Source organism: Streptomyces sp. GS7, assembly GCF_009834125.1.
Classification (GTDB): Bacteria; Actinomycetota; Actinomycetes; order Streptomycetales; family Streptomycetaceae; genus Streptomyces.
Map to the genome: position 1 here is coordinate 5,238,021 of NZ_CP047146.1, position 21,410 is coordinate 5,259,430.

16 protein-coding genes are annotated in these 21,410 nt (G+C 69.6%); 7 read left to right on the forward strand and 9 right to left on the reverse strand.

What is annotated here, in order from left to right; translation table 11 throughout:
* The first annotated feature begins 55 nt into the window (after positions 1-55).
* Positions 56-991, forward strand: a complete 936-nt coding sequence (locus tag GR130_RS22940; RefSeq protein ID WP_236573393.1) for a hypothetical protein — start codon at positions 56-58, stop codon at positions 989-991.
* Positions 992-1,013: 22 nt separating this feature from the next.
* Positions 1,014-2,348 (forward strand): Dyp-type peroxidase, encoded by a 1,335-nt coding sequence (locus tag GR130_RS22945; protein WP_159506431.1) that lies wholly within the window; start codon positions 1,014-1,016, stop codon positions 2,346-2,348.
* Between the two features lie 243 nt (positions 2,349-2,591).
* Here GR130_RS22945 and GR130_RS22950 read toward each other — a convergent pair whose 3' ends face one another.
* Positions 2,592-3,512, reverse strand: a complete 921-nt coding sequence (locus GR130_RS22950) for a glycoside hydrolase family 16 protein (RefSeq protein WP_159506432.1) — start codon at positions 3,510-3,512, stop codon at positions 2,592-2,594.
* Positions 3,513-4,096: 584 nt separating this feature from the next.
* Positions 4,097-5,527: a pyridoxal phosphate-dependent decarboxylase family protein gene (locus GR130_RS22955; RefSeq protein WP_159506433.1), complete on the reverse strand. Its 1,431-nt coding sequence runs from the start codon at positions 5,525-5,527 to the stop codon at positions 4,097-4,099.
* Between the two features lie 46 nt (positions 5,528-5,573).
* Here GR130_RS22955 and GR130_RS22960 point away from each other — a divergent pair, with 46 nt between their 5' ends.
* From GR130_RS22960 to GR130_RS22980, 5 genes are all read left to right on the forward strand, one after another.
* On the forward strand, positions 5,574-6,404 hold the full coding sequence (locus GR130_RS22960) for a hypothetical protein (protein WP_159506434.1): 831 nt from the start codon (positions 5,574-5,576) through the stop codon (positions 6,402-6,404).
* Between the two features lie 164 nt (positions 6,405-6,568).
* Positions 6,569-7,885 (forward strand): WS/DGAT domain-containing protein, encoded by a 1,317-nt coding sequence (locus tag GR130_RS22965; protein ID WP_236573395.1) that lies wholly within the window; start codon positions 6,569-6,571, stop codon positions 7,883-7,885.
* Between the two features lie 2 nt (positions 7,886-7,887).
* Positions 7,888-10,149: an MMPL family transporter gene (locus GR130_RS22970; protein ID WP_159506436.1), complete on the forward strand. Its 2,262-nt coding sequence runs from the start codon at positions 7,888-7,890 to the stop codon at positions 10,147-10,149.
* A 103-nt stretch (positions 10,150-10,252) separates the two neighbouring features.
* Positions 10,253-10,543, forward strand: a complete 291-nt coding sequence (locus GR130_RS22975; RefSeq protein ID WP_159506437.1) for an acyl carrier protein — start codon at positions 10,253-10,255, stop codon at positions 10,541-10,543.
* The gene (locus GR130_RS22980) at positions 10,540-11,763 is read left to right on the forward strand and encodes a beta-ketoacyl-[acyl-carrier-protein] synthase family protein (RefSeq protein ID WP_159506438.1); all 1,224 of its coding nucleotides are present in this window, start codon (positions 10,540-10,542) and stop codon (positions 11,761-11,763) included. The genes GR130_RS22975 and GR130_RS22980 overlap by 4 nt, the downstream gene beginning before the upstream one ends.
* Before the next feature lie 105 nt (positions 11,764-11,868).
* On the opposite strand, the gene GR130_RS22985 is transcribed toward GR130_RS22980, so the two are convergent.
* The 7 genes from GR130_RS22985 to GR130_RS23015 form a co-directional block, all read right to left on the reverse strand.
* The gene (locus GR130_RS22985) at positions 11,869-12,858 is read right to left on the reverse strand and encodes an esterase/lipase family protein (RefSeq protein WP_236573397.1); all 990 of its coding nucleotides are present in this window, start codon (positions 12,856-12,858) and stop codon (positions 11,869-11,871) included.
* 198 nt (positions 12,859-13,056) lie between these two features.
* Positions 13,057-14,175 carry an ABC transporter ATP-binding protein gene (locus GR130_RS22990; protein WP_159506439.1) on the reverse strand — a complete coding sequence of 373 codons (1,119 nt, stop codon included), beginning with the start codon at positions 14,173-14,175 and terminating at the stop codon, positions 13,057-13,059.
* A gap of 106 nt (positions 14,176-14,281) precedes the next feature.
* Positions 14,282-15,163 carry a carbohydrate ABC transporter permease gene (locus GR130_RS22995; RefSeq protein WP_159506440.1) on the reverse strand — a complete coding sequence of 294 codons (882 nt, stop codon included), beginning with the start codon at positions 15,161-15,163 and terminating at the stop codon, positions 14,282-14,284.
* The gene (locus GR130_RS23000) at positions 15,160-16,563 is read right to left on the reverse strand and encodes a carbohydrate ABC transporter permease (protein ID WP_159506441.1); all 1,404 of its coding nucleotides are present in this window, start codon (positions 16,561-16,563) and stop codon (positions 15,160-15,162) included. Before GR130_RS23000 ends, GR130_RS22995 begins: the two co-directional genes overlap by 4 nt.
* A gap of 11 nt (positions 16,564-16,574) precedes the next feature.
* Positions 16,575-17,921 carry an ABC transporter substrate-binding protein gene (locus GR130_RS23005; protein ID WP_159506442.1) on the reverse strand — a complete coding sequence of 449 codons (1,347 nt, stop codon included), beginning with the start codon at positions 17,919-17,921 and terminating at the stop codon, positions 16,575-16,577.
* Between the two features lie 31 nt (positions 17,922-17,952).
* The gene (locus GR130_RS23010) at positions 17,953-19,680 is read right to left on the reverse strand and encodes a glycoside hydrolase family 13 protein (RefSeq protein ID WP_201304973.1); all 1,728 of its coding nucleotides are present in this window, start codon (positions 19,678-19,680) and stop codon (positions 17,953-17,955) included.
* Between the two features lie 406 nt (positions 19,681-20,086).
* The gene (locus tag GR130_RS23015; protein WP_159506443.1) at positions 20,087-21,355 is read right to left on the reverse strand and encodes an ABC transporter substrate-binding protein; all 1,269 of its coding nucleotides are present in this window, start codon (positions 21,353-21,355) and stop codon (positions 20,087-20,089) included.
* Positions 21,356-21,410 lie beyond the last annotated feature (55 nt).

Genomic DNA, 21,410 nt, shown 5'->3' on the forward strand with positions numbered 1-21,410 from the left:
GCGGACCTATAACCAGAGGCATATCCCCCGCCCGTACACCCCGGCCGGGCGACGCGTGAGCATCTACGTCTCGTGGAGCTATCCGGCCGAAGCGGGCCGGAGCGCGGCGGAGTTGGACAACCGCTTCTCCACCATGACCGAGGTGCGGCGAGTGGCGTGGCCGTCCTACGAGGACCCCAAGTGGGCCGACCCGTATCGGTTCCAGCAGGGCATCGCGGGGTCGCTGGAGCTGTTCTTCTGGGCCTGGGTCCCGTTCCAGGACTTCGTCGAGGAGGTCACCGGGCACCCGGTCCCGGTGTACCAGCGCATCGACCAGGCCGGCTTCCCCACCCCGCTCGACGAGCGGGTACTCGACGACACGGATGTCCTGTTCGTGTTCGGACTGGACCACATGATCACCGAGCAGGAGGCCCGGCCCGGCGAGGTCGAGGCCCTGCGAGCCTTCCTCACCCGCGACAATGCCCGCCTCGTCCTCGGGCCCCACCACGACGTCGGTGCATCGGACGATCCGTCGGTGCGGGACATGGAGTACCGCCACCACGGCGATCCGCTGGTACCTCGCCAGCAGCGGTTCGCCACTTACGTCAGGGACGTGATGAAGGGCCTGGGCGTGCCGGTCGTCAATCGCTACGGACTGCGCCCCGCGACGGGGGCGGACGACCGGATCGCACCGCTGTCCACGGTCCGGGACCTGGACGAGAAGCACTGGCTGCAGGGGGTCACGAACTTCAACTTCCACCTGCACCTACCGCACTACGACGTGACGACCGACGAGCCGAAGGGCATCCACGTACTGGCCCGGCAGCCGATCGACACGTCCAGGCCGCATCCCTTCGTCGAGGGAGGGAACACCGAGTTCAACATGTTCCTGTGGATGCCCCCGAGCGGTGATCGGGCGGGGGACGTGCTGCTCGCCGATTCGACGATCTTCAGCGCGCTGTTCGGCGCCGACGAAAGCCTGCGGAATTTCTGGCGGAACCTCGTCTCGTAGCCATGCCGCAGGGAGGCCGGCCGTGAGCGTACCCACGGAAGTCACACTGGAACTTGACGACATTCAGCGAGGGGTCCTCAGCCCGAGGCCGACCCCCTACGCGGCGACGTACCTGGCCTTCCGCGTCGACGACCGGGCCCAGGGCCGGGAGCTGATGCGGCGGCTGAGCGCGGTGGTGACCTCTGCCGCCGACCCGCCGAGCCCCCTCGGCGACACCTGGGTCAGTGCCGCCGTCACCTGTCGGGGCCTGGAGGCCCTGGGAGTGCCGCGCGCCTCGCTGGACACGTTCGCGTGGGAGTTCCGCCAAGGCATGGCCGCGCGCGCCACAGCGCTGCGCGATGTGGGCGAGAGCAGCCCGGACACCTGGGAAGCACCGCTTGGCACGCCCGACGTCCACGTGGTGATCACAGCGGTCGCACCCGACCCCCTGCGCCTGGAGGCGGCCGTGGAGCACGCCCGGCCCGCCTACGACCGCCTTCCCGGTGTCACCGCGATCTGGCGGCAGGACTGCTACGCGTTGCCCACCGAGACCGAGCATTTCGGCTACCGCGACGGTGTCAGCCATCCGGCCGTCGAGGGCAGTGGCATCCCTGGATCCAATCAGCTGGAAGTACCCCTGAAAGGCGGCGAGTTCGTCCTCGGCTATCCGGACGAGATCGGCGGCGTACAGACTCCGCAGCCGACCGTCCTCGGGCGCAACGGCAGTTACGCGGTCTTCCGTAAACTCCACCAGAAAGTCGCCGAATTCAGGCGCTACCTGAGGGACAACTCCACCGGGCCCCTGGACGAGGAACTGATCGCGGCGAAGATCATGGGCCGTTGGCGCAGCGGAGCGCCCCTGGCGCTCGCCCCGGAGAACGACGCCCCCGAGCTCGGGGCCGACCCGCACCGCCGCAATACGTTCCTGTACGAGCGGGACGATCCGGCCGGCTTCGTCACGCCCGGTGGCTGTCACATCCGGCGAGCCAACCCCCGCGACTCCTCGGTGGCCGGAGAGGTGCGGCTGCACCGCATGATCAGACGTGGCGCCGTTTACGGTCCAGCGCTGCCCGACGGGGCCATGGAAGACGACGGAGCCGACCGCGGTCTGATGTTCGCGTTCATCGGCGCCCATCTGGGGCGGCAGTTCGAGTTCGTCCAGTCGGAATGGATGAACGACGGCGTCTTCTTCGGAGCGGGCAACGTCAAGGACCCCGTCACCGGATCCCACGAAGGCGACGCCGGTCACACCATTCCCCGGCGGCCACTGCGGCGCCGCCTTGCGCCCCTGCCTCGGTTCGTCGTCACCCGGGGCGGCGAGTACTGCTTCCTGCCGAGCCTGAGCGCCCTGCGCTGGCTCGGTGATCGCCGCGACTGACACGGCGACGACGCGGGCCGTGGCAGCGGCCGAACGAGCCCCGACCACAGCGGTGTTCAGGGGTTGGCCCAGTCCGGACCAGCGATCGGACGGGACCACCGGTCACGGAACGACGGACCCGTCACCGGGATTCCGCGACGTGACGTCGCGGGCGGGCCCGGTGACGAATCCGGGCGGGCACGGCGCGTCGGCCTGCCCGCTTCCGTTCGCTGTCCGTACAAGGGTCGTCCGCCGACCCCTGGTTCAGTGGCGCAGCGCGCTGTTGCTGGTGGTGACGTGGACGTAGTCCACGACCAGGGACTGCGGGAACTGGGTGCTGTCGTTGGGGTCACCGGGCCAGTAGCCACCGACCGCGAGGTTCATGATGAGGTAGAAGGGGTGGTCGAAGACCCACTTGTTGCCGTGGGTGTCGGCCGGGGTGCGGGTCTCGTAGGCGTGACCGTCGACCGAGAAGGTCACGGCGCCCGGCGACCAGTCGACGGCGAAGGTGTGGAAGCCGTCCGCGAACGCCTCTCCTCCGGGCAAGGTGTAGCCGGCGCCCAGTCCGCCGGAGCCCGAGTAGCCGGGGCCGTGCAGGGTGCCGTGTACCGTGCCTGGTTCGAAGCCGACGTTCTCCATGATGTCGATCTCGCCGCAGGTGGGCCATCCCACGTTGCCGATGTCGCTGCCGAGCATCCAGAACGCCGGCCACATCCCCTGGCCGCGGGGGATCTGCATACGTGTCTCGAAGTGCCCGTACGCCTGGGTGAAGGTCTGCGCCGTGGAGAGCCGGGCCGAGGTGTACTGGCAACTTCCGTACCAGCACTGGTAACCGGCCGGGTTCTCCTTGCGGGCGGTGATGACCAGATGGCCCTGGCCGTCCAGTGCGGCGTTGTTGGTTCCGGAAGTGTAGTACTCCCGCTCGTGGTTGTTGACGTTGTCGCCGGTCTCGTAACGCCACTTGCCGCCGTCGACCGCGCTGCCCGCCGGGCCGTCGAAGTCGTCGGAGAAGGTGGTGACGGCGGCGGTCCGGTGGGAAGCCGGGCTGCCGTCGGCCTCCGCGGTGGTCGCCGACGTCCAGCCCGCCGCGAGGAGGAGCGCCGTGGCGAGGGCGGCGCCGGTGCGCCGGCGGGGGCGTATTCGGGTACGCGGACGGTCGGGTTGTGGGGGGATGGTTGAGGGCATGGCGTCTACCTCGTCGAAGGTGGTGATGGTGGGGGGATCACGGTGCGAACACGCCGTGGGGAGATGCCACGCGCGCTCCGGCACCGTCGCATTCGGAGACCTGAACGGCCGTGCCGTTTCGCCGAGTTGGCCGCGTCGACGCCCAAGTACTCGCCACCGCACCCGCGGCCCGGGTTGACACGGTCAGGTCGCCGCTGCCGTGCGTCGGCCACGCGGCCGTATCGGTGAACGAGGCGCCACCGCCGGTGAACTGCTGCTTGCGGTTGCTCGCGCCGACCAGGGCCGCGCCGACGGTGGGCGGGGCAGCCCGGGACGGCGCAGGGGGCGAGCGCCTGGGGGTGGGCGACATGGGGGTCCCTTGGAGTCGGTTGGCTTTCCGACGTGATGCGCGGCGTGATTCAACTCGTGAACCGATGGCACGTCAAGAGTTCCGACGGCCTTCAAGAACTGACGACTTGGAGGCCGCATCGCCCAGCAGCTCCCGGACTGTTGCGACGCTCCCCTCCTCGGCACCACAGGCGTCCCTCAGGTGCCAGGTCGGGGCGGCAGGCCGTTGCGTGTCCGGGCGAGAGGGTTGTTCCTCGTCAGGAAGGGGAAGCCGAGGGGGTCTCCAGGCCCTGGGCGTGGGTGCGGATCCGCGTCCAGACGTAGTGCAGCGTGTCCGCATCGACGTACGGAGATCCGAAGGCGGCCCGGACGGCGGGGCGGCCCTCGACGCTTGTGGGGGTGCACAGGAGCGTGCGGTCGGCCTGCAGACGGGAGAGCAGGTCACGGGTGTGGTCGTCGGTGTCGCGACGGAAGACGACCAGGCCCAGCTCGTGCACCTCCAGGTGAAACCCTGGCTCGGCCGTGATCAGGCGGGCCAGCTGGGCCGCCAGGCGGATGTCGTGACGGATGGCTTCGCGCAGGCCCTCCAGGCCGTGGGCCCGCATCACGTACCAGAGTTTGAGGGCACGCATAGGTCGGCCGAGGGGCACCTGCCAGTCGCGGAAGTCCACGACCCGACCGGAGTCGGTCGCAGCATTCCGCAGGTATGAAGGCGAGATGCTCATGGCGTCGGTGAGTGCGGCACGGTCGGAGGTCCACATGACGTCGCACGGCGTCCCCGTACGCATCCACTTGTGGGCGTTGACGGCGTAGGAGTCGGCGAGGGCGACGCCGTCGATGAGGTGCCGGTGTTCCGGACACAGCGTCGCGGATCCCGCGTAGGCGGCATCCACGTGCAGCCACACATCCTCCCGCCGGCACAACCGCCCGATGTCCGGTACGGGGTCCACGGCGCAGGTATCGGTGGTGCCGACCGTTGCGACGACGATGGCGGGGACGAAGCCGGCCGCCCGGTCGGCGTCGATCCGCGCGCCGAGCGCGTCGGGATCCATCCGGCCGGTGCCCGGCAGTGTGGCGATGAGCTGCGGCTCGCCCAGGCCGGCCAGCCGGGCGCCCTTGGAGACGCAGGAGTGGGCCCGTTCCGTGAAGTACATGCGGTAGCGGCCCTCGGTTCCGGCCGTACGCCATCGCCCCTCCGACGCCCGCTGAAGGGCCGCCGCGATGGCCACGAGAACCGCCGACGAGGCGGAGTCCTGAATGACTCCCCCGCCGCGACCACTCGAATGGCGGAAGGCTTCCGGTAGGCCGAGGGCCTGAGCCAACCAGTCCGTGACCACCTGCTCCAGCTCCGTGGCCGCCGGCGATGTCGACCACATCATGCCCTGTACGCCCAGCCCGGCGGTGACGTACTCGGCGAGCACGGACGCAGGCGAGTTGTTGGTAGGGAAGTAGCCCAGGAACGCCGGATGCTGCCAATGGGTCAGGCCCGGAACGATGACCTTCCAGGTGTCGGCCAGCAGCTCTCCGAGGCCCTCCGCCTGCTCGGGGGGCGCCGACGGCAGTGCGGTGAGCAGCGAGCCGGGTTCGCAGGGCGGGGATACCGGCACCTCTCGGGCTGCCAATGCCCGCCAATGGGCGACCAGTTGTCTGGTGGCCGTTTCTATCGCCGCTTCAAACTCGTCACCCATAGCATAAAAGTAGCGGGGTTATTATGTTTTGTCTATTGTGTCGCTTATGTGTCCCAGCCGTGTCGAACTCCGGCTTCCCGACCCGGAGCAGCTACCCGAGAGCCTTGAGTCGCTGTGGCGTTCATCCGTTCGAGAAGGTCGCCCGGTTCGCTCGGTCCAGTGCCCGCTGGCCGACCCGCGGGAAGCCGATTACGACGCCTTCTTCGGCGTCATCCGGGTTTCCGGTGCGCCGGCCCGGCTGCTTTCCCAGGCGCTGGCCACCACGGTGAGCGCGATGGCCTCGCTGCCCGAAGCCGCCACCGAACCGGCGCTCCACGAGGCCCTGGATACTGCCCGCCTGGCCCCCGTGGCGGAACCGGGACTGACGCCGAACACGCCTGCTCAGCAGCGCTGGATACACGGGCACCGACTCTTCTTCACGCTCACCCAGGCGGCCATAGTGGGTTTGCAGGACGCACTGACCGCGCCCAGCGCCCGTTCCTGTGGGCCGGGGGTCGAGGCCACTCGCGTCTTCCTGCGCGCGAGCGCCTCCGCCATGCGACTGACCGCCTCCTTTCCCCGGTCCGCGTATGAGCGCGTCGTGCGGCCTTCCATGGCGCCGCCCCAGCATTCCGCCCAAGGATTCTCCGGACTCTGGTCGGCAGATCACCGCGTTCTCATCACCCGATTGCGCGCCTGGGGTGCAATGCACAGTGAAATATGCAGGGATTCCTGCAAAATACGTCGGCATCTGCTGGACGCCGTGGACGAGGTGTACACCGCTCACATCGGCATATGCGAACGCTTCATCGGGGACGGCTCCTCGCTTTTGGGGGGAACGGAAAACTCCCTGGACACTCTCGGCAAACTCGCCAGGCATCGCAACCGACTTCTTTAGACCTTTGAATTCGTGCCGGGTGTTGTCGGCGTCAGGCGCGGCAGAGACGCCGGCTCTCTGCCACACCGCGTTCGGCCCAATTCCCGGTGAGCGCGCACATATCTGACGGACCAGCACATGCGTGGTGCGTCCACGTCCTCGTCCTCTTTCAGGAAGGGATCGAGATGGGTCTCCGAGATGTCCTTCGTCGGGCCACTGCCGGACAGGAGCCGGTTCCCGCAGCAGGGCGGCAGGCCGGTGACAGGGAATGGAAGGGAGCTTTCTTCGACTACGCGGCGGCACACCCGGGCACGTCGGTCGCGGTGGGGGGCGTCACCCGCATCACGGGGGACGTGCCCGACCACGAGGAGATGTGCCTCCTGGTGGACCTCGCGGCAGCCCGCTATCCGGAGCTCGCGGAAGCGCCGCCAGGTGGGTCCGGGAGAAGGGCGGCGGCCCCGTTCGCCGCCGCGGACCATGTCTTTCGTACGCCCGTCGCCGCGGGGACGGGGCTGGACGGACTGCGCGCCGCGCTGGGGGATCTGGCCGCGGCACCCTTGCCCGAACGTCTCTGGGGAGTGTGGATTCTGCACGGCTACGCCCCCGACGAGTTCGCGGTCGTCCTGAGGGGGCATCATGCGCACTTCGACGGCATGCTGCTCACCGAACTCTTCCGTGGCACCCTCAGTGGAACCGCCGCCTCCTCGAAGGCAGGCGCCCCACCGCCCGGCCGCACGGCCGGCCGGAGCACCACAGCCGAACTGGCAACCGCCGTCCGTGAAGGCATCAGCGCCCTGGGCGGGCTGCGCCGGGCCGCTCGCCTCGTCCCCGACGGTTTTCCCCTGACGGGCAGGCTGCACTATGCCTGGGGCAGCGTGGAGCTGGCCCGATTCCGGAAAATCGCGGCCGCACATGGAGCCACCCCCAACGACCTGTACCTGTCGGCCCTGGCCGGCGCGCTCAAGAGCTGGGCCGGGGAACGCGGCCGGCCGCTCGGCCGGCAACCGATGCGCATGATGGTGCCGGTCACCCTGCGGCGTCGGGACAACGCAGGCGAGAGGGGAAACGCGGTGCTGGGCGCGGCAGTACGGCTGCCCGTCGGCCTGGACGATCCCGTTGAGCGACTGGAGTACGTGAAAGCCCGTACGCGCAAGGTCCGTTCGTCACTGTTCAACCCCCATGCCGGCGCCCTGGGACGGATGGTCCCCGACCGGTTCGGCCGCTGGCTCCTCGAACTCGATCTGCACCCGCGGAGCACGACGGTACTGGCGACCCACGTTCCCGGACCCGACAAGCGTCTCCACCTCGGCGACCGGGTCATCACCAACGTCATGCCACTGACTCTCCTCCCGGCCGGCCATGTGCTCGCGGCATGCTTTTCCAGCTATGCCACCACCGCCCAGATCGGCTTCGTCGCGGACCGGACGGTCGGCGACTGCGACGGCCTGGTGCAGCTCTGGATGCATGAGCTGGACGAGATGACGGCGCGCGCCGGGCTGTGATGATGAGCAGCAGAGAAGCGATCGAGGAGCAGAAGGGCGAGCGGTACGTCACGGCCCCTCGACACTGGGCCGTGACGTACCGATGGCTGATCCTGGCCCTGACCCTGGTGGCTGTACTCGGTGCCGGAATCGCCGCCGCCGGCGTGCACGGACGCCTGGTGGACGGCGGATATTTCGACCAGTCGGCGGAATCGAGCCGCGCGGAACGACTGCTGACACAGCGCTACGGATCCGGGACCCCGAAGCTGGTGTTCGTGGCCCGTTCGACGGGTGCGGTGGACGAGCCGAAGGCCGCGGCAGCAGGCCAACGGCTCGTCACCGAACTGGCCGCCGAACCCGGTGTCGTCTACGTACACGCCCCCTGGTCCCCGCCCACCCCGTCCCTGCTGTCGGCCGACCGGCATGCCGCCCTGCTGACGCTCGCCATCGCGGGGGACGACCAGCAGATGACACGCACCGCGCAGCGCCTGATCCAGAAGTACGCCGGTGCCCGGCCTCCGTTGACCGTGGAGGCGTCCGGACGGCTGTCCGTCAACCGGTACGCCGAGCAGCAGAGCCGCCGTGACCTCGTCAGCTCCGAGATGATCGGTGTTCCGCTGGTCTCCGCCGTGCTCCTGGTGGTGTTCGGCTCGGTACTGGCCTGTGCGCTGCCGCTCGCCATGGGGCTGGTCAGCGTCACCGGCGCGATGGCCCTCCTGGACCTGCTGGCGCGGCACTACCCGGTGAACGTCTTCGCACTCAACATCCTCACCGCCCTGGGATTCGGGCTGGCGGTGGACTACAGCCTGATCATGGTCACTCGCTTCCGGGAAGAGCTGGACCGCGGTCTGGAGGTGTCGGACGCGGTGCGCGCCACCGTGCGCTCGGCGGGCCGCACGGTTGCGGTTTCGGCAGCCGTGGTGACGCTGTCCCTCTGCGCGCTGCTGTTCTTTCCCACCCCGTTCCACCGCTCGCTGGGCGCCGGCGCCGTGGCGGTGGTCTGCCTGGCCGGGGTCGCCGCGCTGGTGGTCCAGCCGGCGCTGCTCGCGCTCTTCGGGCGCCGCCTGAGCCGCCGCCCCGTGCGCGTACGGTGGTGGCGGGCCCGGGGCGCCGACGCCCCGGACTTCTGGGCGCGGCTGGCCCGCGCGGTACTGCGGCGCCCACTGGCCGTACTGCTCACCGTGTCCGCGTTCCTCGTACTCCTCGCCGTGCCTGCCTCCGGGGCGCGCATGGGGTTCATCGACGAGGACTGGCTGCCCCGCGATGCGGCTCCGCGCCTCGCCGCGGAGCGGGCGCACGCCGAGTTCCCGGTGCTGAACGGGACCACGCTCACCGCGCTGACACCCCAGACCCCGGCGGGCTCCCCGGCCGCCGACCGCATGGGCCGGGCCCTCTCCCGACTGGCGGGCGTCGACATGGTGATGGGCGCCGAGGGGAGTTTCCGCGACGGCCGCCGACTCGCCGCACCGCCCGCCCGGCCTGCCGGCGGCGTCGGGCAGGGGACCTGGTACTCCCTCACCACACAGGCCGGCCCGTACAGTGCGACGGCTCAGCGGCTGGTCGGCACGATCAGGGCGCAGAAGGGGGCGGGCCCGGTACTGGTGGCCGGGGAGACGGCCTCCCTGGTGGACATGAAGGAGACCCTCGCACGGCACCTGGGCTGGGCCGCCGCGCTCGTCATCACCGCCGTCGCACTGCTGCTGTTCTTCTTCACGGGGAGCGTGCTGGTCCCGCTCAAGGCCGTGGTCATGAATCTGTTGAGCCTGACGGTGGCGTTCGGCGCCATGGTGTCTCTCTTCCAGGACGGACTCCTGTCCCGGCTCCTGGGCGGCACCGCCACCGGTCATGTCGATCCGCTGATTCCGGCGGTGGTGTTCTGTATCGCGTTCGGTCTGTCCATGGACTACGAGGTCTTCCTGGTGGCGCGCATCCGCGAGGAATACCTGCGTACCGGGGACAACGAGCGGGCCGTCGTCGCCGGATTGCAGCGCACCGGACGGCTGGTGACCGTCGGTGCGCTCGCCGTCGTCATCGTCCTCGGCGCACTGGCCGCCTCCTCGCTGGCCGTGCTGCAGGAACTCGGGGTGTGCCTGGCCCTCACGGTCGCCATCGACGCCACGCTCGTACGGTGCCTGATCGTGCCGGCCCTCATGGGCCTGGCAGGCCGCTGGAACTGGTGGGCCCCCGCTCCGCTCCTGAAGGTACGTGCACTCGTCCTGTCCAGGCTGGCCCGGGCCCGTCTACCGCACCGACCACCACGAACGTCACGTCACGTAAGAGGCTGATGCACCGGCCCGCACCCTTCGCCCGGTCACCGAGCCACCTACCCCTCCAACCTCTCGACCGCCCAACCCTCCACCATCCGCACTCACTTCACGAGGGACGCTGATGACCACCACATACGAATTCATCGCCGACCTGCTCACCGAGCACATGGGCGTGCCCGAAGACATCATCAAGCCGGACGCCACCTTCTGGGACCTGGAACTCGACTCGCTCACGCTCGTCGAACTCACCGTGATCATCAACGACCGGCTCGGCATCAAACTGACAGAGGAGGACATCAGGCCGACCCTCGGGGAGTTCTGCCAGATCGTCGAGGAACGGCGCAACGGCGGGGAGACTGTGGGCACGGACACCGCCAGGCAGGACGTACCGACCACCCCCACCCTCCCATGACGGCGGTGGACGTCGCGGTCACCGGGCTGGGACTGGTGACCCCGGCTGGAATCGGTGTCCAGGCGACATGGGACGGGCTGCTCTCCGGCCGGTCGCTGGCCGCCGCGGACGAGCAGCTGGCCGGCCTTCCGGTGAACTTCTCCTGCCGGGTGCCCGACTTCGACCCCACAGCCCTCCTCGGGCGCCGGTTGAGCTGGCGTATCGACAGGTTCATCCAGATGGGACTGGTCGCCACCCGCGAAGCGGTCGGCGATGCCGGATGGGACCCCACCGCCTGGGACGGGGCCCGGGTCGCCGTGGTCCTCGGCAACGGGAACGGCGGCAACGACCAGGCCCAGAAGGAGTACGACCTGCTCAACAGCGGTCGGCACGAGGCGATTTCCCCCTTGTGCATCACGCGTACGGTGGCCAACATGCTCGCCGGCGAGATCAGCACGGACCTGAAGGCGCTGGGTCCCAGCCTGGTCACCTCCACCGCCTGCGCGTCCGGAGGAACAGCCATCGGCGTCGCCCGCGACCTGCTCGTCTCCGGAGCGTGCGACATCGCGATCACCGGCGGCAGCGAAAGCGTCTGCAACCCCATGGCCGCGGCCGGCTTCGGTCAGATGGGAGCCCTGTCCGCCAGGGTGCACGACCCCGGCAGCGCGTGCCGGCCGTTCGACGCGGACCGCGACGGCTTCGTGCTGGGCGAGGGTGCGGGTGTCCTCGTACTGGAACGGCTGGCAGACGCCCGCGCCAGAAGTGCGCTGATCCGTGCCCTCGTTGCCGGATACGGAGCCTCCGCCGACGGCTACCACCCCACCTCGCCCGACCCGGAGGGCCAGGGAGTGGTACGGGCAATCCACGCCGCACTGTCCGATGCCGGCCTGTCCGCGTCGGACATCGACCACGTCAACGCCCACGGGACGTCCACTCAGCAGAACGATCTGGCCGAAGCGCGCGCCCTGTGCTCGGTCTTCGGCACACCGCCGCCGGTCACGGCGAACAAAAGCGTCCTTGGGCACTCGGTCGGCGGCGCGGGCGGTATCGAAGCCGCCGTCACCGTGCTGAGCCTGCAACACCAGACCATCCCGCCGATCGCCAACCTCGACCGCCTCGACCCCGACATCGACCTGGACGTCGTCACCCAGGCCCCCCGCTCCCATCGCCTGCGTGCGGCACTCAGCAACTCCATCGGCTTCGGCGGTCAGAACGCGGCCCTGGTCTTCCGGGTGCCGTAACACCTCCGAGGTGGTCGAGCGCCGAGCAGGAGGCAACCGAACGAGCCTCACAACCCGTCACCACCTGCTGACCAGGCAACCGTCCCTTCCCTATAACGGGGGAACCTAATGGGCGCAGGTGGTGGGGGTGGCGTGGGCGGGGTCGAGGGCGTTGGCTGTCTCGTGGAAGGCGAGCCGGTCGATCAGCCCGAGCGAGCCGTGTCCGGAGACGTCGAGTGGACACAGGTCCTGCAGCACGACGTTGTGGACGTCGGAGCCGTGCAGGAACTCCGAGCGATGCGGCGTGATCATCTCGTCGTACCGAGTGGCGATGACCGTGTAACGAACACCGGGAACGGTGTCACCACCCGCATTCAGACGCCTCAACAAAGGCGAGCCGGACTCCTGCTCGGTCACCGCCGGGACAAGCCCATGCAAGACCCTCCTCACACTCGGAGCAGAATCCAACAACGTGATCAACCCATGCAGATCGGTACCATGATTATTGGGAGCCAGCCCGACCAACGTGTGCACCTTGCGACGGCCGCCATAGAACTTCAGATACACCCGCGACATCATCCCGCCCTGCGAATGCCCGACGATGTCGACCTTCCGCGCCCCCGTCGCCGCCAAAACCCGATCGACATACACGCCGAGCTGCCGAGCCGAAGCATCGATCGAACCCACCCCACCCACCACCGGCAGACCAAGCAACCCGCCATAGGTGAAGGAGAAGACACAGTACCCACGCGCCATCAAATAAGGCGCCAGACCAAGCCAGTTGTCGACCCCGTTACCAAGAGTGCCATGCACCAAGACCACCGGACGGGGATGAGCGGCCGAGGGCCTGCAGGAAAAGTCATTCCAACCACCACGGCCCACGCCGGCCCATCCCCCACGAGGCACGACCCCACCAACCGACGGCCTGAACACAAACGACCCCGACGAACCCCCCACCAAAGCGGTCGACGACGCCGGACGGGGAAGGCCGACCGACCTGCCACCAGAAACCTCCAACGGCGAGAGGGCAGCGGCGACAGGGGAAACCGCGGCCATACCCGTGACCAGGCCAAACACCGGAAGAGCGGCGAGCAGTCTCGACCAACGCAGCTTCACGCCATGCTCCTTACAGGTGAGAGGACGCCGACACACACCGACAAACGCCCACACACGACACAGACCACAAAGGCCAACGTGACGAACCGCAAGTGGTTACGGATCGGTAGCCGTACGCACCAGCGGCCCTGTCCACCCACCGCCTGCGCGTCAGCCCCAGCCCGTGAAGCGTGGTCGCGGCGGATCCGCCGGGGCGAATCAGTCGCTCAGCCGCTCGCCGGACGAGGTCGAGAACACGTGCGTCTCGCCCGCGCGCGGTACGACGTGCAGCACGTGGCCCTTCAGCGGAACCTGACGACCGCCGACCCGGACCACGATGTCCTGCTGCTCCCCGCCGATCTCGGCGGTGCCGTAGACGTATCCGTCGGCGCCGAGTTCCTCGACCACGTTCACAGTGACGGCGAGGCCCACGGGTTCGTCGTCGGCGAGCGAGGTCGCCTGGCCGCCCGCGATGTCGAAGTGCTCGGGCCGTACCCCGACCGTCACCGTGCGGTCGCCCTTGTCGGCGGCCGCGGCGACGACCTCGCGGCTGACCGGGACGATGCTGTTGCCGAACTGCACGCCGCCGTCGGTGATCGGCACCTCGACGAGGTTCATGGCCGGCGAGCCGATGAAGCCCGCCACGAAGAGGTTCGCGGGGCGGTCGTACATGTTCCGGGGCGAGTCGACCTGCTGGAGCAGCCCGTCCTTGAGGACGGCGACCCGGTCGCCCATGGTCATGGCCTCGACCTGGTCGTGGGTGACATAGACCGTGGTGGTCCCCAGCCGTCGTTGGAGCCCGGCGATCTGGGTGCGGGTCTGCACCCGCAGCTTGGCGTCCAGGTTGGACAGCGGCTCGTCCATCAAGAACACCTGCGGCTCCCGGACGATCGCCCGGCCCATCGCCACCCGCTGCCGCTGACCGCCGGACAGCGCCTTCGGCTTGCGCCCCAGGTACTCCGTCAGGTCCAGGATCTTCGCCGCCTCCTCGACCCGGGTCCTGATCTCCGTCTTGCCCACTCCGGCGATCTTGAGCGCGAACCCCATGTTGTCGGCGACGGTCATGTGCGGGTAGAGCGCGTAGTTCTGGAACACCATGGCGATGTCCCGGTCCTTCGGGGGCAGATGCGTGACATCCCGGTCCCCGATCCGGATCGCGCCGTCGTTGACGTCCTCCAGCCCCGCGAGCATCCGCAGCGAGGTGGACTTACCGCATCCGGAGGGCCCTACGAGAACGAGGAACTCGCCGTCCTCGATGGCGATCTCCAACTTGTCGACGGCCGGCCGCTCCGCTCCGGGATAGGTACGGGTCGCCTTGTCGAACGTGACTGTGGCCATGGTGCAGTGATCCCTTCACCGGCAGGAACGTGCCGGACGATCCGAGTGGGGGTTGGCGGTGGGTCCCCGTGTGGGGAGGGCGAGTTGGTCCGGTCGACGGCTGCCGCTACTTCACCGCGCCCGCCGTGATGCCGCTGACGAACTGGCGTTGGAAGGCGAAGAAGACCGCGAGGGGGATCACCATCGACAGGAACGCCCCGGAGGAGAGCACGTCGATGTTGTCGCCGAACTGGCGGGTCTGCTCCTGGAGCGCGACGGTGAGCGGTGCGGAGCCGCTGTTGGCGAAGATCAGCGCCACCAGCATGTCGTTCCAGACCCAGAGGAACTGGAAGATGGCGAGCGAGGCGATGGCCGGGCCGCCGAGCGGTACCACCACCCGGGCGAACAGCCGCAGTTCACCCGCGCCGTCGAGGCGCCCCGCCTCCAGCAGCTCACGCGGTATCTCGGCGAAGAAGTTGCGCAGCAGGAAGATGGCGAACGGCAGGCCGAAGGCGGTGTGGAAGAGGATGACGCCCAGCAGGCTGCCGAAGATGCCGAAGGTGGCGTACAGCTTGGTGACCGGGATCAGGGCGACCTGGATCGGGACCACCAGCAGCCCGATCAGCAGCAGGAAGAGCCAGTCCCGGCCGGGGAACTCCAGCCAGGCGAAGGCGTATCCGGCCATGGCGCCGATGACGATGACCAGCACGGTGACGGGGACGGTGATCAGCACGCTGTTGAGCAGGGCATGGGTGATGGTGCCGTTGCCCATCAGTGCCGCGTAGTTGTGCAGGGTCAGCTGGGCCGGGTCGGTGAAGGCCCGCCACCAGCCGGAGGTGCTGATGTCGGACGGGCCGCGCAGCGAGGAGATCAGCAGGCCGACGGTGGGGACCAGCCAGAAGAGGGCGGTCAGCAGCAGGCCGAGACGGACCGCGCCGGCTCCGGCTCGGGCGGCCAGGCGGGTGGCCGCGCCAGGGCCGCGCCGCGTGGGGGTGTCGATGGCGGTCACCGGGTGCGCTCCTTCCGGAAGCGGCGGATGTTGAAGAAGACGGCGGGCAGTACCAGCAGCAGCAGCAGTACTCCGAGCGCGCTGCCGACGCCTTGGTCGTTGCCGCCGCCGAAGGAGGCGAGGTACAGCTGGAGGGCGAGGACGTTGGCGTCCTGCTGGGTCGAGCCCGGTGCGATGACATAGACCAGGTCGAAGATCTTCAGCACGTTGATGACCAGCGTCACCAGTACCACGACGAGCGTCGGGGCCAGCAGCGGGACGGTGACCCGGCGGAAGACCTGCCACTCGTTCGCGCCGTCCATCCGGGCGGCCTCCAGCAGTTCGCGCGGCACTCCGGCCAGTCCGGCCGCGATCAGCACCATCGCGAAGCCGGTCCACATCCACACGTAGGCACCGATGATGGACCAGGTGACCAGGGTTGGGCCGAGCCAGGTGACGCCCTGGAACTGGGCGGTGAAGTTGGCCGCGGGCAGGCTCAGCCGCACCGGGCCCGTGCCGAGCTTGTCGGCCGGCAGCACGAAGGTGCCGTTGCGGCCGGAGGTGGCGGAGGCGACGGCGCTGCCGTCACGTACCGCCTGTACCTGGACCCCGGCCAGGGCCTTCTCCCCCGGGTCGATCCGGCCCGGGACCCCACCGCCGCCCGGGGTGAAGTCCAGCCAGACGGTGCCGCAGACGGCGCCCGCGGGGCAGTGGGTCGGCGCGGCGGCCTGCTGCGCCCCGGAGAGGGTGGCGGGCGCGACGCCGACCAGCGGCAGCGCCGCCGCGCCGGTGCCTGGGGCCACCGTGGAGGTGGTGATGTAGCCGCCCCCGGAGGGGGCCAGGCCGCCGCCGATGCGCGGCTTGGCCCCCGGGTAGGAGGACGCCTTGGCGAAGGTGTCGTGTACGCCGACCGCCACCGCGTTGGCCACGCCCTTGCCGGGGTCCTGGTCGTACACCAGGCGGAAGATGATTCCGGCCGCCAGCATCGAGATGGCCATCGGCATGAAGACCACCAGTTTGAAGGCGGTTCCCCAGCGGATCCGTTCGGTCAGCACCGCGAAGATCAGCCCTAGCCCGGTGGCCACGCTGGGCGCGACCACCACCCACAGGGCGTTGTTGCGCAGCGCGGTCAGCGTCCTGGGGTCATGGAAGACGCTGGTGTAGTTGCCCAGGCCCACGAAGTGGGCGAAGCCGTCCGCACCGAACAGGCTGCGCACCGCCGTCCAGCTGATGGGGTACACCACCAGCGCCCCGAGCACCGCCAGAGCCGGAAGCAGGAAGCAGGCGGCGGCCCAGGGGTGGGCGCCGATCGCCGAGCGCGCGCGGCGGACGGTGTGCCGTCCGCCGCGTCGGGGACCGGCGGTACCGGACGGGGACGGTGGTGCCTGGTAGGGGGCGGTGGGCGCGGTCTGTGCTGCCATGACCCGTCACCTCAGCCCGCGTTGGCGAACGCCGCGGCGGCGTCCGTTTCCAACTTGCTCTGCGCACCGGCCACGTCCGAGGGGTTGGCCAGGAAGTCCTGGAGGTCCTTCCACTCGCCTTGGCCCTTGGTGCCACCGAACGCCGCCGGAGCCTGATCGGACATGTCGAAGCGGAAGTTGTCGCCGGCGGCCGTCAACGACTTGGCGAGGGACTGCTCGGTCGCGTCGGGGTAGGCGGAGAGGTCCAGGGACTTGTTGGGCGAGATGAAGCCGCCCTGCTTGACCTCGGTTCGTGCGGCGTCCGTTGAGGCGAGGTAGGTCAGCAGCGCCTGGGCGCCCTTGCTGCTCTTCAGCGCCACGGCGACGTCGCCGCCGACGACCATGGGTGCCTGGCCACCGTCCGCCTTCGGGAACGGGAACACCTTGGCGTCGGTGCCGATCTTGGCCTTGGTGTCACTGGTGATGTTGGTGGCGACGAAGTCGCCTTCGTAGACCATGGCGGCCTTCGCGGGATCGGCGAAGGTCTGGTCCACGGAGGCGGGGAACTCGGTGGCCACGGCGCCGCGGGTGCCACCGGCGAGCAGGGCGGGCTTGCCGAAGAGCTGGCCGAGGGTGGTCAGCGCCTTGCCGACCGAGGGGTCGGTCCACTTGATCTGGTGCTTGGTCAGCTGGTCGTACTTGGCCGGGCCTGCCTGGCTGAGGTAGATGTTCTCGAACCAGTCGGTCAGCGTCCAGCCGTCCGCGCCGCCGACGGAGACCGGCGGAGTGCCGGAGTCGGAGAGGGTCTGCGCGTCCTTGAGGAACTCCGGCCAGGTGGTGGGTGGGCTGGAGATTCCGGCGTTGGAGAAGGCCTTGGTGTTGTACCAGACCGTGGACTTGTCGGCGGCCTTGAAGTACACCCCGTACTGCTTGCCCTGGTAGGCGCCCAGGTTCTGCCAGCCGGTGCTGTAGTTGCTCTTCAGCTGCTTCTCGACGGCCGCTTCGGCCGGCTTGAGCCACCCGGACTTGGCGAACTGGGCCAGCACACCGGGCTGCGGGAGGAACGCGACGTCCGGCGCTCCACCGCCCTGGATCTTGGTGCCGAGGAAGGTCGAGACGTTGTCGCCGGTGGGGACGAAGTCGGTCTTGGCGCCGGTCAGTTGGTCGAACCGCTGGATGACCTTCATGAAGTTCTTCTGTTCCGGCCCGGTCCACACCGCGGCCACCTCAAGGTGCTGGCCGTGCAGGTCGGGCAGGTGGAGGTCGGAAGCGGTGGCGCCGCTGGGAGCAGCGGAGGAGCTGGAGCCGCTGCCGCCGCAGGCGGTGGTCAGCAGGCCCAGGGCGCAGGTGGTGGCGGCCAGTGCGACGATTCTTTTCACGGGGTTCTCCTGATTTGGGGCGGGTACGGGATCAGGGAGTTGCGGTGACCCACCAGGCGGCCGTGTTGCCCGGCAGGGAGCCCGGTGGGCAGGGGCGGCTGGCGAGCAGTGGGGTGCCGCCGGCCGGGGCGGGCACCGGTTGGGCGCCGAAGTTGACGGCGCACACCAGCCCCTCGCCCCGTTCGAAGGCGAGCACCTGCGGCGGGGAGTCGAGCCAGCGCACCGGCCCCTCGCCGAGCTGGGGCAGGCTGTGGCGCAGGTGGAGCGCGTCCCGGTAGAGGTGCCAGAAGGACGTGGTGTCGACCAGTGCCCGCTCGGTCGTGTGGTCGGCGAACCAGTCCGGCTGGGGCAGCCACGGCCGCGCCGGGGCGTCGCCCGCGGTGAAGCCGAACGGGGAGGCGTGTCCGGACCACGGCAGCGGGACCCGGCAGCCGTCGCGGACCTTGGCCCGGCTGCCCGTGCGCCGGAATATCGGGTCGGTCAGCACCTCGTCCGGCAGGTCGTCCACCTCGGGCAGGCCCAGCTCCTCGCCCTGGTAGACGTAGGCGGCGCCGGGCAGCGCCAGCATCAGCAGGGCGGCGGCCCGGGCCCGGGCGGGGCCGAGGCCGGACAGGTCGGTGCTGTCGGCGGGAGCCGGTGCGGCGTAGCGGGTGACCGACCTGATCTGGTCGTGGTTGTTGAGGACCCAGGTGATGGTGGATCCGGTCCCGGCGATGTCGCGCAAGGCGTCGGAGATGACCTGTTGGAACGCCTCCGCGTCCCAGGGTGCGGTCAACAGGTGGAAGAAGAACGCCTGGTGCAGCTCGTCGGGCCGTACGTAGCGGGCATGCTCGGCGGCGGTCGGCACCGACACCTCGCCGACCAGCAGGCGTTCGCGTCCGTCCCGCGCGGTGTACTGCTCGCAGATCGCCCGCCAGCTGCGCCACACCTGGTGGACCTCGGGCTGGTTCCAGGCCAGCGGGTTGACCGAGTCACGGGAGCGCTCGTCCGCGCCCGGGTCGTCGGAGTCCGGCAGGTCCGGGTGCTTGTACAGCCCGGCCGCGACGTCGATGCGGAAGCCGTCGACGCCGCGGTCCAGCCAGAACCGCAGCACCCGCTCGAAGTGCTGCGCCACGTCGGGGTGGCGCCAGTTGAGGTCCGGCTGCTCGGGCGTGAACATGTGCAGGTACCACTCGCCCGGGGTGCCGTCGGACTCGACGACGCGGGTCCAGGCGGGACCGCCGAACATCGCCCGCCAGTTGTTGGGCGGCAGCTCACCGTCCGTGCCGCGGCCCGGGGCGAAGTGGAACCGGCCGCGTGCCGCGCCGCCCGGCGCGTCGGCGAGTGCCTGCTGGAACCAGGGGTGCTGGAGCGAGCAGTGGTTGGGCACGATGTCGACCAGGCACCGCAGGCCGAGCCGGTGCGCGTCGGCGATCAGGCGGTCGAATGCGGCCAGGTCGCCGTAGACCGGGTCCACATCGCAGTAGTCCGCGACGTCGTAGCCGTGGTCGTGCTGCGGTGAGGGGTAGAACGGGGTGAGCCAAATGCCGTCCACGCCAAGGCGCTTGAGGTAGGGCAGTCCGGCCGCGACGCCCGCCAGGTCGCCGATGCCGTCGCCGGTGCTGTCCAGGAAGCTGCGGATGTAGATCTGGTAGATCACCGCGTCGCGCCACCACCGGTGGGGCGGCAACGCGGGTGTGTTCTCGGTGTTCGGGGTGTCCACCGCCCCGAGCCGTGCTGTCGCTCTCGGCGGGTTGTTTTCAACCGGTGCGCCGATCATCCGTCACCATCCTGGCCCGTCGTACGGCCCGCGCAGGAGCCGTCGGTTGTTCTGGTTTCCCAGCCCGGGCGCCGTTCCGTTCACAGGGACGACGCGTGAGCCGGGCTGCCGCGCGGTACGCGCGTCGTCCCCGGGGCCGGTGCTGTCGTCCGACCGCCGCGAGGTGCATGCATGTTATGTATAGCCGTCGAGTAGATGTCAACGGTGAGAACAGAAATTTCCAGGCCCGGTGGCGGCCCAGCTCACCAGGCCCGGCCCGCGGGGATGCATGACGGGCAGGTGTCCGGGGCGTTTCGGTGGTGTCCTTCGCGCGGCGACGGACGGCGTCCGGGCATGCCGAGGGCCGGCAGTCCCGCGGGACTGCCGGCCCTGAACGCCGGATGGATTCGGTGGGCGGTGCTCGCCGTCAGGGACCTCGCAGGATCGCCTTCAGGTCCTGTGCCAGCGCCGCCGTCGCCGCGGCCGGTGACCGCCGCTGCGTGAGGGCGGCGTGCACCTCTCCGGCCACCGCCAGGCTCACCTGGTCGTACTCCGGGCTCTTGGGGCGGGTCCTGGCCGACAGGATGCTCTGCCGCAGCACCGGCAGATACGGGAACCGCTTGATCAGCGCGGCATCGGTGTACAGCTGCGCCCACACCGGTGGCAGCGAGCCCTGCTCCAGCACCTGCCGCTCGTTGTCGAGCCCGGTCAGGTACCGGATCAGCGCGCGGGCGGTCTTCTGGTGCCGTGAGTAGCTGCTGACCGCGAGGTTGGAACCGCCCAGCGAACTCGACCCCGGGCCGTCGGCACCGGGCAGCGGGGCCACGCCGACCTTCCCGGCGACCTTCGAGCCCTTCGCCTCGGCCAGGCCGTACGCGTACGGCCAGTTGCGCATGAACAGGTAGTCGCCGTCTTCGAAGGCCCGCCGTGACTCCTCCTCCGTGAAGGTGAGCGTCTCGCGCGGTATCCAGCCCTGGCGCACCCCGTTGACCATGAAGTCCAGCGCCCGCACGGCCGCGGGTGAGTCGACGGCGACCTTCCGGCCCTCGTCGGAGAGGATCGCCCCGCCCGCCGACTGCACCGCCTCCGCGTAGTTGACGGTGAGGCCCTCGTACGGCAGCAACTGGCCGGCGTAGCCCTTCAGCCCGTACCCGGGTGCCACCGTCCGCGCGTCGCTCGCCAGCTCGGCCCAGGTCCGCGGCGGGGGCAGGTGAGCCCGGTCGAGGACGTCCTTGCGGTAGTAGAGCATTCCGGCGTTGGTCACGTAGGGGACCGCGTAGAGCCGCCCGCGGTAGGTGGCCGTGTCGACCACCGGTTTGAGGAACTTGTCCAGCGGAAAGCCCTGCGTGTCCAGCGGGGCGATCCACCCGGCGGAGGCGAACTCCGCGGTCCAGGCCACGTCCATGTTGAGGACGTCGTAGCGGTCGCTCTTCGCCCGGAGGTTGCTGATCATCTGTTCCCGCACGTCGTCGGCGGCGGGGGGCAGTTGGATCAACGTGGCCTTCTGGTCGGGGTGGGCGGCGTTCCACACCGCCAGCCGGCCTTGCATATAGCCGGTGAGGTCCCGCCCGGTGACCAACGTCACCGGACCCGTTCCGTCGGCGCCGCCGTCGCGAGCCCGGCTCGCGGGCAGGGCGCACCCGGAGAGCAGCAGCAACCCGGCCACCAGCCAGCGCGTCACTCTGAGCCACCGCATGCGTTCCTCCAGCTCACCACCGCCCTGCGGAAGGGTAGTATTCGGTTATGTATAT

What these genes read in the sequence shown, in the direction of transcription:
- GR130_RS22950 (WP_159506432.1), bottom strand. Translation starts at nt 3,512, where the DNA reads ATGCCCTCAACCATCCCCCCACAACCCGACCGTCCGCGTACCCGAATA.
- GR130_RS22955 (WP_159506433.1), bottom strand. Translation starts at nt 5,527, where the DNA reads ATGGGTGACGAGTTTGAAGCGGCGATAGAAACGGCCACCAGACAACTG.
- GR130_RS22960 (WP_159506434.1), top strand. Translation starts at nt 5,574, where the DNA reads ATGTGTCCCAGCCGTGTCGAACTCCGGCTTCCCGACCCGGAGCAGCTA.
- GR130_RS22965 (WP_236573395.1), top strand. Translation starts at nt 6,569, where the DNA reads ATGGGTCTCCGAGATGTCCTTCGTCGGGCCACTGCCGGACAGGAGCCG.
- GR130_RS22970 (WP_159506436.1), top strand. Translation starts at nt 7,888, where the DNA reads ATGAGCAGCAGAGAAGCGATCGAGGAGCAGAAGGGCGAGCGGTACGTC.
- GR130_RS22975 (WP_159506437.1), top strand. Translation starts at nt 10,253, where the DNA reads ATGACCACCACATACGAATTCATCGCCGACCTGCTCACCGAGCACATG.
- GR130_RS22980 (WP_159506438.1), top strand. Translation starts at nt 10,540, where the DNA reads ATGACGGCGGTGGACGTCGCGGTCACCGGGCTGGGACTGGTGACCCCG.
- GR130_RS22990 (WP_159506439.1), bottom strand. Translation starts at nt 14,175, where the DNA reads ATGGCCACAGTCACGTTCGACAAGGCGACCCGTACCTATCCCGGAGCG.
- GR130_RS23000 (WP_159506441.1), bottom strand. Translation starts at nt 16,563, where the DNA reads ATGGCAGCACAGACCGCGCCCACCGCCCCCTACCAGGCACCACCGTCC.
- GR130_RS23010 (WP_201304973.1), bottom strand. Translation starts at nt 19,680, where the DNA reads ATGATCGGCGCACCGGTTGAAAACAACCCGCCGAGAGCGACAGCACGG.
- GR130_RS23015 (WP_159506443.1), bottom strand. Translation starts at nt 21,355, where the DNA reads ATGCGGTGGCTCAGAGTGACGCGCTGGCTGGTGGCCGGGTTGCTGCTG.